Source organism: Pseudomonas agronomica, assembly GCF_025917275.1.
GTDB classification, from domain to species: Bacteria; Pseudomonadota; Gammaproteobacteria; order Pseudomonadales; family Pseudomonadaceae; genus Aquipseudomonas; species Aquipseudomonas agronomica.
This window is the reverse complement of sequence record NZ_JAOSHO010000188.1, coordinates 1-9,186: the sequence shown is the minus strand read 5'-3', so window position 1 is coordinate 9,186 and position 9,186 is coordinate 1. Positions and strand designations below refer to the sequence as shown.

Below are 9,186 nucleotides of genomic sequence, written 5' to 3'. Positions count from 1 at the left end.
AGCGCCCCCTGTCGTCCGTAATTACTGCTGAATCTCCTGCTCGGTAAACAGATCGCTGAACAGCATGCTCGACAGGTACCGTTCGCCCGAATCCGGCAGGATCACGACGATGGTCTTGCCCTGCATTTCCGGCTTCTCCGCCAGGCGTGCCGCCACGACCATTGCCGCGCCGCAGGAAATGCCGCAAAGGATGCCTTCTTCCTGCATCAAGCGCAGGGCCATGGCCTTGGATTCGTCATCCGTGACCCGCTCGACCTGGTCCACGATCGACAGATCGAGGTTCTTCGGCACGAAACCTGCGCCGATCCCCTGGATCTTGTGGGGGCTGGGCTTGATCTCCTGTCCCGCCAGCGCCTGGGTGATCACCGGTGAAGCCTCGGGCTCCACCGCCACCGACAGGATCGGCTTGCCACAGGTGTTCTTGATATACCGCGAAACCCCGGTAATGGTTCCGCCGGTGCCTACGCCAGCGACCAGCACGTCTACCGCGCCATCGGTGTCGTTCCAGATTTCCGGGCCGGTGGTTTTTTCGTGGATCGCCGGGTTCGCCGGATTATCGAACTGCTGCGGCATGAAATATTTCGACGGGTCGCTGGCCATGATCTCGGCGGCTTTCTCGATGGCGCCTTTCATGCCCTTGGCGGGCTCGGTGAGCACCAGCTCCGCGCCCAGGGCCTTGAGCACTTTGCGCCGCTCGATGCTCATCGAGGCGGGCATGGTCAGCGTCAGCTTGTAGCCACGGGCGGCCGCCACGAACGCCAGGCCGATACCGGTATTGCCTGAGGTCGGCTCGACAATGGTCATGCCAGGCTTGAGTTTGCCGGAGCTTTCCGCGTCCCAGATCATGTTCGCGCCGATCCGGCATTTCACCGAGTAACCCGGATTACGCCCTTCGATCTTCGCCAGGATGGTCACGCCGCGCGGGGCGATGCGATTGATCTGCACCAATGGTGTATTGCCAATGGAATGGGCGTTGTCAGCGTAGATACGACTCATGGCCGGGTCCTTAATGCAGAGAAAATTTAGCGTTTAAAGGTAAGCCTGTTGCCGGAGGTCGTCCAGTTGCACCGAACGTTCCCGTTGTTGCGGCAGTCAATGGCATTAACAACGGAGACTACTCTTATGAAGCGTCGATACAGCTGGCCACTGTGGACATTCGTCGCCATCGTTGCGTTGCTGGTGGCCCTGCATTTTGCCTTGCCTTATCTGGTGCGCAATTACCTGAACGATAAACTGGCCCACATGGGCGATTACCATGGCCAAGTCACGGACGTCGATCTGGCGCTCTGGCGCGGTGCCTATCGGATCAACGGTCTCAAGATCACCAAGGTCGACGGCAAGGTGCCGGTGCCGTTCGTCGACGCTCCGTTGGTCGACCTGTCCGTAAGCTGGCACTCGCTGTGGTATGACCATGCGGTTGTCGCCGAAGTGGAGTTCGCCCACCCGGAAGTCAACTTCGTCGACGGCGGGGCCAACCGCGAGAACTCCCAGACAGGCCGGGGCACCAACTGGCGTGAACAACTGAGCAAGCTGATGCCCATCACGCTCAACGAGGTGCGTATCAACGACGGCAAGCTGACCTTTCGCAACTTCAACTCCAAGCCGCCAGTGAACCTGCGGGCCACGAATGTCAACGCCAGTTTTTATAACCTGACCAACGTCGTGGACACCGAAGGCAAGCGCGACGCCCGTTTCGAGGGCAAGGCCCTGGTGGCCGAACACGCGCCGCTGGAAGTCCAGGCGACCTTCGACCCCTTGAGTAATTTCGAGGACTTCGACTTCCGCTTGCGTGCCACCAACATCGAGCTCAAGCGCCTGAACGATTTCGCCGCGGCCTATGGAAAATTCGACTTCAACGCCGGCCACGGCGACCTGGTGATAGAGGCCGAAGCCGACAAAGGCCGGCTCAGCGGCTATATCAAGCCACTGCTGCGGGATGTGGACGTGTTTGACTGGCAGCAGGACGTGGAGAACCAGAACAAGAACATCTTCCGCTCGGTCTGGGAAGCCTTGGTCGGCACAAGCGAAACCGCTCTGAAAAACCAGCGCAAGAACCAGTTCGCTACCCGGGTCGAGCTCAGTGGCAACGTGCATCAGCAGGACATCAGCGCCTTCGAAGCCTTCCTGCAGATTTTGCGCAACGGTTTCGTCCAGGCCTTCAATGCCCGCTACGAGCAGCCGCCGCCCTCGAAGGATTAAGTCCTGGGCGTTACGCGATAGCGACCTTTTTGCTCAGCCACTGCTCGGCCCGCTCCGCTTTGCAGCGAGTCCCAGCCCAGGCACGCCAGGGCGAGCGAGCGCGGCACGGCCTCACGACCGCTGCTGTAGCGACTGATGCTACGGGCGCTCACACCCAGCGCTTCGGCCGCCTTGTTCAGTGGCAAACCGGTGCGGGCGCGCCAGTCGATGAAAATGCGGGTGTTTTCATCCACGGCATTCTGTGCCAGCGCATCGAAATACAAGGTATCAGCGCCGATTTGAATATCCAGATCGGGCCATTCGACGCTCCAGCCATCATCACCGAGGGTTGCATCCGCAAACGCGCCCTTATCCAACAAGGGTTTCAGGCCAGGGTAATGTTGCACATCGGAGCTCAAGTCCAGCGTCAATCGCTGGCCGTCGATAAACGTCAACTCGAGACTGAACGGTAATGAAGGCTGCACGGCCAATAACCGCGGCCTTTTCATGGGTAGCATCGTTGCCAATCCTCCAGCAATTGCGCCTGATGGGACCTTACCCAGTCCAGCGCTTCCTTGATAATCAATGGCGGTGCCCGGCCCATCATGACTTCGACGGTTTCCAGGCCAAGGACTACATCAACCCCACCTCCGGTGAGGTGGACATGGGGCGGCGGATGGTCCCTTTCGCGCAATTGAATGCGGTACGTATCTTGAATCGATATTTTGTGGACATGCCGGTGAATGTATCGCCAATTTGGCGATAAGCAATACTGGCAAGCCGCCGAGACTGAGTCAACATGTGACGACCCATTCAGAGACTGAATACAGCGTCTGCGTTCACAGTCGGCGGGGCCTCGCGTTATAGTCGGGCACGACATTTATTTCGCACGCCCTGCCTCGTCCAGGCCGGCGGCACCGTTCGAGGAATTGCAAATGAAGTTCGAAGGCACCAGCGCCTACGTGGCCACCGATGACCTGAAACTGGCAGTCAACGCCGCCATCACCCTGGAGCGACCGTTGCTGGTCAAGGGCGAGCCGGGCACCGGCAAGACCATGCTGGCCGAACAGTTGGCGGAGTCCTTCGGCGCGCGGCTGATCACCTGGCACATCAAGTCCACCACCAAGGCCCACCAGGGTTTGTACGAGTACGACGCGGTCAGCCGCCTGCGCGATTCCCAGTTGGGCGTGGACAAGGTCCATGACGTGCGCAATTACTTGAAGAAGGGCAAGCTCTGGGAAGCCTTCGAGTCCGAGGAGCGGGTGATCCTGCTGATCGATGAGATCGACAAGGCCGACATCGAATTCCCCAACGACCTGCTGCAAGAACTCGACAAGATGGAGTTCTACGTCTACGAGACCGACGAAACCATCAAGGCCAAGCAGCGCCCGATCATCATCATTACTTCCAACAACGAAAAGGAATTGCCGGACGCCTTCCTGCGGCGCTGCTTCTTCCACTACATCGCCTTCCCCGACCGCGTCACCCTGCAGAAAATTGTCGATGTGCACTACCCGGACATCAAGAAGGACCTGGTCAGCGAAGCGCTCGACGTGTTTTTCGACGTTCGCAAGGTGCCCGGCCTGAAGAAAAAGCCCTCGACCTCCGAACTGGTGGACTGGCTCAAGCTGCTGATGGCCGACAACATCGGCGAAGCGGTGCTGCGCGAGCGCGATCCGACCAAGGCGATTCCGCCGCTGGCCGGCGCCCTGGTCAAGAACGAACAGGACGTGCAATTGCTTGAGCGCCTGGCGTTCATGAGCCGTCGCGGCACGCGCTGATCCTCTTCGTCCAACAAGAGCGAGGGCGATTGCCATGCTGCTTAACCTGTTCAATGAGATGCGCGCCGCCAAGGTGCCCGTGTCGGTACGTGAATTGCTGGACCTGATCAACGCGCTGAAACAGCGGGTGATCTTCGCCGACATGGACGAGTTCTATTACCTGTCCCGGGCGATCCTGGTGAAGGATGAACGGCATTTCGACAAGTTCGACCGCGCATTCGCCGCGTACTTCAACGGCCTGGAAAAACTCGACGATCACCTCCAGGCACTGATTCCCGAGGACTGGTTGCGCAAGGAGTTCGAGCGCTCGCTGACCGACGAGGAACGGGCGCAGATCCAATCCCTGGGCGGCCTGGACAAGCTGATCGAAGAATTCAAGAAACGCCTGGAAGAACAGAAGGAACGCCATGCCGGTGGTAACAAGTGGATCGGCACTGGCGGTACCAGCCCGTTCGGCTCCGGCGGCTTCAACCCGGAAGGCATTCGGGTCGGCGACGCTGGCAAGCGCCAGGGCAAGGCCGTCAAGGTCTGGGACCAGCGCGAGTACAAGAACCTCGACGACCAGGTGGAACTGGGCACTCGCAACATCAAGATCGCCCTGCGCCGCCTGCGCAAGTTCGCCCGCCAGGGCGCGGCCGAAGAGCTGGACATCGACGGCACCATCGACCACACCGCCCGGGACGCCGGCCTGCTGAATATCCAGATGCGCCCCGAACGGCGCAACACCGTGAAGTTGTTGCTGCTGTTCGACATCGGGGGCTCAATGGATGCCCACGTGAAAATCTGCGAAGAGCTGTTCTCGGCCTGCAAGACCGAGTTCAAGCATCTGGAATATTTTTACTTCCACAACTTCGTCTACGAATCGGTGTGGAAGAACAACCTGCGCCGCACCTCGGAGCGCACGTCAACCCAGGATCTGCTGCACAAATACGGCGCCGACTACAAAGTCATCTTCATTGGTGACGCGGCCATGGCGCCCTATGAAATCACCCAGGCCGGCGGCAGCGTCGAGCACTGGAACGAAGAAGCCGGTTACGTGTGGATGCAGCGCTTCATGGAGAAGTACAAGAAGCTCATCTGGATCAATCCGTACCCCAAGGACACCTGGGGCTATACCGCCTCGACCAACATCGTGCGCGAGTTGGTGGAAGACCGGATGTACCCGCTGACGTTGCGGGGGTTGGAGGAAGGGATGCGGTTTCTTTCCAAGTAAGATTTTTGGTGCCCTTCAGGGCCTCTTCGCGAGCAGGCTCGCTCCCACAGGGGATCTCATATATAACGAGATCCAATGTGGGAGCGAGCCTGCTCGCGAAGCTTTTAGCTTTTGGAAAACACCTGCAAACACTCAACCTGCTGCCGATGTGCAACCGCCTGCACCACCGGCCGCAACCGCACCTGCGTTCCCGGCAGGCATTGCGCCAGCCGGGCCAGGGACAGCGGGGTCAAGGCGCCCAGGCGCGGATAACCGCCGATGGTTTGCCGATCGTTGAGCAGCACGATCGGCTGGCCGTCCGGCGGCACCTGCACGGCGCCCAACGGAATGCCTTCGGAAATCATCGCCGGCCCCTGGTATTCCAGCGCCGCGCCCAGCAACCGCATGCCCATGCGGTCGGCGCGACTGTCCAGCGTCCAATCGGTATTGAACGCATCAAACAGGCTGCGTCCACTGAACGCGCCGTTCTGCGCGCCGAGGATCAGGTCCAGCGGCTGCACCTGCTGGAAATCCGGAATCCGCGCGTGCGGCATTGGGCGCGGCGTCGCCGGGCCTGAATAGTTCAAGCGCTCACCGCGACTCAGCGCCCGCCCTCGCCCATCCAGACCGCCGAGTTCTTCACGCACAACCGTCGAGCGGCTGCCCAGCACTTGCGGTGCGTCGAACCCGCCAGGCGCCGCCAGGTAGGCCCGGGCGCCAAGCACAGGTTGGGTGAGCGCCAGCACCTGGCCTTTGCGCAAACTGAAGAAGCGCCACGACGCCACGCCCTGGCCGTCGATGCGCGCGCCCAGGTCCGCTCCGGCCAACGCCAGCACGCAATCGTCTTCGGCCAGCACTGTGAAGCCGCCAAGGGTGATTTCCACCACCGCGGCGTCCGGCGCATTGCCGAGCATCCAATTGGCCCAGCTCATCGAGAGCCAATCCGCCGCGCCGCCCTGGGTCACGCCCAGGTGCCTCACGCCGAACCGGCCGGCGTCCTGCAGCAGGCACAGCGGGGTGCTGGCCTCGATCAACAAACGGCTCATGCCTGGGCCTCCAGCGGTGTGTCGTCACCGCCCAGGGCGATGAATTCAATGTGATCGACGGCGGCGAAACGCACCGTGTCACCGGGCTGCATCAGGCTGTAGCCGTCGCGCTCGCGATCGAACAGTTTGGCCGGGGTTCGCCCGATCAGGTTCCAGCCGCCAGGTGACACCACCGGATACGCCGCAGTCTGGCGCTCGGCAATGCCAACGCTGCCCGCCGCCACGCGCTTGCGCGGGGTGTCGAGGCGCGGTGCAGCCAGTGCTTCGTCCACCAGGCCCATGAATGCAAAACCTGGCGCAAAACCCAGGGCAAACACCTGGTATTCGCGCTCGCTGTGGCGACGGATCACCTGCTCCACCGTCAGCCCGCTGCGACTCGCCAGCAAACCCAACTCGGGTCCGACGCTGGGGTCGTACCACACCGGCAGCACATGGCATTGCCCAGCAGACCGGGCATCCGGCGAAAGATTGTTCAGTGCTTCGCCGACCAGATCGCGGGCCTGGGCCGGCGTCAAGGCGAGCAAATCGTAATGCACCATCAAGGTCGTATAAGACGGCACCAGATCGATCAGGTCGTCTGCGAAAACCTGACGCAGGCGTTCGCTGGCAGCGAGCATCCACGGCATGTTGGCCTCGGCGATTTCGTCGAACAGGCGCACCATCAGGCAATCCACCGCCACCACTTCCACGCGTGGTTTCATGGCGCACTCTGCCGGTCCAGGGCTTCGCGGATGCGTTGCACGGCCGCCACCGAACTGGCGTTGTCGCCGTGCACGCACAAGGTATTGGCCTTCAGGTGCAAAGCGCTGCCGTCGTTGGCAGTCAACGCATCGCCGCGAGCGATCGTCAGGGCCTGCCCAATGATGGTTTCGGGATCGTGATGCACCGCGCCCGGCGCTTGCCGCGAGACCAGGCGACCGGCGTTATCGTAGGCCCGGTCGGCAAACGCTTCGAACCACAGGGTCACGCCGTACTCATCGCCCAGGGCCTGGGCGGCGCTGTTGTCACGGGTCGCCATGAGCATCAACGGCAATTGACGGTCATAGGCGGCGACGGCCTGGATCACGGCGCGCAGTTGCGCCGGGTTGGCCATCATGTCGTTGTACATCGCGCCGTGGGGCTTGACGTAGCTGACCCGCCCACCCTGGGCACGGCAGATGCCATCGAGGGCGCCGATCTGATAGTGCAGCAGATCCTGCAGCTCCTGGGCGCCGTAGGCCATGGAACGTCGGCCGAAGCCCGCCAGGTCCTGATAGGCCGGGTGGGCACCGATCCGCACGCCGTGGCTCAGGGCCAGGCTGACGGTCTTGCGCATGATGCTCGGGTCGCCGGCATGAAAGCCGCAGGCGATGTTGGCGCAGTCGATGAAGGGCATCACCTCGGCGTCCAGACCCATGGTCCAATTGCCGAAGCTTTCGCCGATGTCGCAGTTCAATAGCAGGCGGTTCACGGTGAACGCTCCTGTAGGTTCTTTCTTCTATGACCGTGGGATTTGCATCCCACAGGTTATCAGTTACTCGGCTTCCAACTGCTTGCCTTGGGTTTCCGGCAGGCTCAGGGCCGCCAGGATCACCACGCCGTAGGACACCGCCGCGAACGCACCGATGCCGACACTCAACGGCACCTTCTGGCTCAGGATACCGATCAACAGCGGGAACAACGCCGCCACCGCCCGGCCAATGTTGTAGCAGAACCCCTGGCCCGAACCCCGGATGCGGGTCGGAAACAATTCGGTGAGGAACGAGCCCATGCCGCTGAACATCCCCGACGCGAAGAAACCCAGGGGAAAGCCCAGCCAGAGCATCACGTGGTTGCTCACCGGCACCTGGGTATACAGCAATACGATGGTGAACGAGCCCACGGCAAACAGGACGAAGTTTTTCTTGCGACCGAGGATGTCGCTCAAGTACGCGCTGATCACGTAACCCACGTACGAACCGACGATAACCATCGCCAGGTAGCCACCGGTACTCAGGACGCTCAGGCCACGCTCGTTCTTGAGGAAGGTCGGCAACCAGGACGTGATGGCGTAGTAGCCACCCAGGGCACCGGTGGTCAGCAGCGAAGCGCGAATAGTGGTGAAGAGGATGCCGGGGGCAAAAATCTCATAGAACTTCGCCGGATTTTCAGGCGAGAGCCGCGCCTTGGTCTGGTTATAGACTTCGGGATCCTTGACCAGGCGGCGAACGAAAATCACGAACACGGCCGGCACGATGCCGAGGATGAACAAGGCGCGCCAGGCGTCTTCCGGTGGCAACACCGAAAACAGCAGCGCATACAGGATTGCCGTCATGCCCCAGCCCAGCGCCCAGCCCGACTGCACCATGCCCACCGCCTTGCCGCGGTCCTTGGCGCGAATGACCTCGCCCATCAACACCGCACCGGCGGTCCATTCGCCGCCAAAACCGAAGCCCATCAAGGTGCGGGCGATCAGCAGTTGTTCGTAGCTCTGGGCAAAGCCGCAAAGGAAAGTGAAGAACGCAAACCACAACACCGTCAGTTGCAGGGTGCGCACCCGACCGATGCGGTCCGAGAGAATGCCGGCGACCCAGCCGCCCAGGGCCGAGGCGATCAGGGTGCTGGTGTGGATCAACCCGGCCTGTCCGGTGGTGATACCCCACATCGCGATCAGGGTCGGCACCACGAAACTGAGCATTTGCGTGTCCATGCCGTCCAGGGCGTAACCGATCTTGCAGCTCCAGAATGTGCGGCGTTCCTGCTGGTTGATGTTGCGGTACCAATCGAACGGACCGGAACGGGCCTGGGGTTGGGGGACGCCGAGCGTGTCGGGTGCACTCATGATGGTTCTCCACGGTTTTATTGTTGTGAGCCTCGACGACGCAGACGTGGAGACCGTTGCCCCGATTCTTGAGCGCGCAGCCAATCGCGTCCAACGAATAAAACCTTGGCCGGGTCATAAGAAAAATTTGATTGGGCAGCACATTGCCAGAAAAGGCGGACCGCTTCTGTGGCGAGGGAGCTTGCTCCC

Annotated in this window: 10 protein-coding genes and 1 pseudogene; 4 read left to right on the top strand and 7 right to left on the bottom strand. The window is 61.3% G+C overall.

Features of this window, described 5'->3' with window-relative positions:
- Window positions 1-21: 21 nt before the first annotated feature.
- On the bottom strand, window positions 22-996 hold the full coding sequence (cysK, locus tag OC610_RS14960) for a cysteine synthase A (RefSeq protein WP_030141173.1): 975 nt from the start codon (window positions 994-996) through the stop codon (window positions 22-24).
- 126 nt (window positions 997-1,122) lie between these two features.
- Between cysK and OC610_RS14955 the strand changes: the two genes are divergently transcribed.
- Window positions 1,123-2,199, top strand: coding sequence for a DUF748 domain-containing protein (locus tag OC610_RS14955; RefSeq protein ID WP_264428700.1), 1,077 nt, complete (start codon window positions 1,123-1,125; stop codon window positions 2,197-2,199).
- On the opposite strand, the gene OC610_RS14950 is transcribed toward OC610_RS14955, so the two are convergent.
- Window positions 2,196-2,696: a DUF2442 domain-containing protein gene (locus tag OC610_RS14950; RefSeq protein ID WP_264428699.1), complete on the bottom strand. Its 501-nt coding sequence runs from the start codon at window positions 2,694-2,696 to the stop codon at window positions 2,196-2,198. The genes OC610_RS14955 and OC610_RS14950 overlap by 4 nt on opposite strands.
- Window positions 2,684-2,913 (bottom strand): annotated as a pseudogene (locus OC610_RS14945) (DUF4160 domain-containing protein). The gene OC610_RS14950 and the pseudogene OC610_RS14945 overlap by 13 nt, the downstream one beginning before the upstream one ends.
- 200 nt (window positions 2,914-3,113) lie before the next feature.
- Between OC610_RS14945 and OC610_RS14940 the strand changes: the two are divergent.
- Together OC610_RS14940 and OC610_RS14935 are read left to right on the top strand one after the other, a co-directional pair.
- On the top strand, window positions 3,114-3,959 hold the full coding sequence (locus tag OC610_RS14940) for an AAA family ATPase (protein ID WP_003184225.1): 846 nt from the start codon (window positions 3,114-3,116) through the stop codon (window positions 3,957-3,959).
- Between the two features lie 34 nt (window positions 3,960-3,993).
- Window positions 3,994-5,172, top strand: a complete 1,179-nt coding sequence (locus OC610_RS14935) for a vWA domain-containing protein (RefSeq protein ID WP_003198888.1) — start codon at window positions 3,994-3,996, stop codon at window positions 5,170-5,172.
- A gap of 104 nt (window positions 5,173-5,276) precedes the next feature.
- Here OC610_RS14935 and OC610_RS14930 read toward each other — a convergent pair whose 3' ends face one another.
- The 4 genes from OC610_RS14930 to OC610_RS14915 form a co-directional block, all read right to left on the bottom strand.
- Complete coding sequence (locus OC610_RS14930) at window positions 5,277-6,197, bottom strand: 5-oxoprolinase subunit C family protein (RefSeq protein WP_264428698.1); 921 nt, start codon at window positions 6,195-6,197, stop codon at window positions 5,277-5,279.
- The gene (gene pxpB / locus OC610_RS14925) at window positions 6,194-6,898 is read right to left on the bottom strand and encodes a 5-oxoprolinase subunit PxpB (RefSeq protein WP_264428697.1); all 705 of its coding nucleotides are present in this window, start codon (window positions 6,896-6,898) and stop codon (window positions 6,194-6,196) included. The genes OC610_RS14930 and pxpB overlap by 4 nt, the downstream gene beginning before the upstream one ends.
- Window positions 6,895-7,647 carry a 5-oxoprolinase subunit PxpA gene (locus OC610_RS14920; protein ID WP_264428696.1) on the bottom strand — a complete coding sequence of 251 codons (753 nt, stop codon included), beginning with the start codon at window positions 7,645-7,647 and terminating at the stop codon, window positions 6,895-6,897. The genes pxpB and OC610_RS14920 overlap by 4 nt, the downstream gene beginning before the upstream one ends.
- A 63-nt stretch (window positions 7,648-7,710) precedes the next feature.
- On the bottom strand, window positions 7,711-8,997 hold the full coding sequence (locus OC610_RS14915; protein ID WP_264428695.1) for an MFS transporter: 1,287 nt from the start codon (window positions 8,995-8,997) through the stop codon (window positions 7,711-7,713).
- On the opposite strand from OC610_RS14915, the gene OC610_RS14910 reads away from it, so the two are divergent.
- Window positions 8,996-9,186, top strand: a 191-nt coding sequence (locus OC610_RS14910; RefSeq protein ID WP_264428694.1) for a hypothetical protein, incomplete at its 3' end; no start/stop codon positions are given. The genes OC610_RS14915 and OC610_RS14910 overlap by 2 nt on opposite strands.

Coding starts and splice junctions, on each gene's coding strand:
- OC610_RS14930 (WP_264428698.1), bottom strand. CDS start 6,197: ATGAGCCGTTTGTTGATCGAGGCCAGCACCCCGCTGTGCCTGCTGCAG.
- cysK (WP_030141173.1), bottom strand. CDS start 996: ATGAGTCGTATCTACGCTGACAACGCCCATTCCATTGGCAATACACCA.
- OC610_RS14940 (WP_003184225.1), top strand. CDS start 3,114: ATGAAGTTCGAAGGCACCAGCGCCTACGTGGCCACCGATGACCTGAAA.
- OC610_RS14955 (WP_264428700.1), top strand. CDS start 1,123: ATGAAGCGTCGATACAGCTGGCCACTGTGGACATTCGTCGCCATCGTT.
- pxpB (WP_264428697.1), bottom strand. CDS start 6,898: ATGAAACCACGCGTGGAAGTGGTGGCGGTGGATTGCCTGATGGTGCGC.
- OC610_RS14915 (WP_264428695.1), bottom strand. CDS start 8,997: ATGAGTGCACCCGACACGCTCGGCGTCCCCCAACCCCAGGCCCGTTCC.
- OC610_RS14950 (WP_264428699.1), bottom strand. CDS start 2,696: ATGCTACCCATGAAAAGGCCGCGGTTATTGGCCGTGCAGCCTTCATTA.
- OC610_RS14935 (WP_003198888.1), top strand. CDS start 3,994: ATGCTGCTTAACCTGTTCAATGAGATGCGCGCCGCCAAGGTGCCCGTG.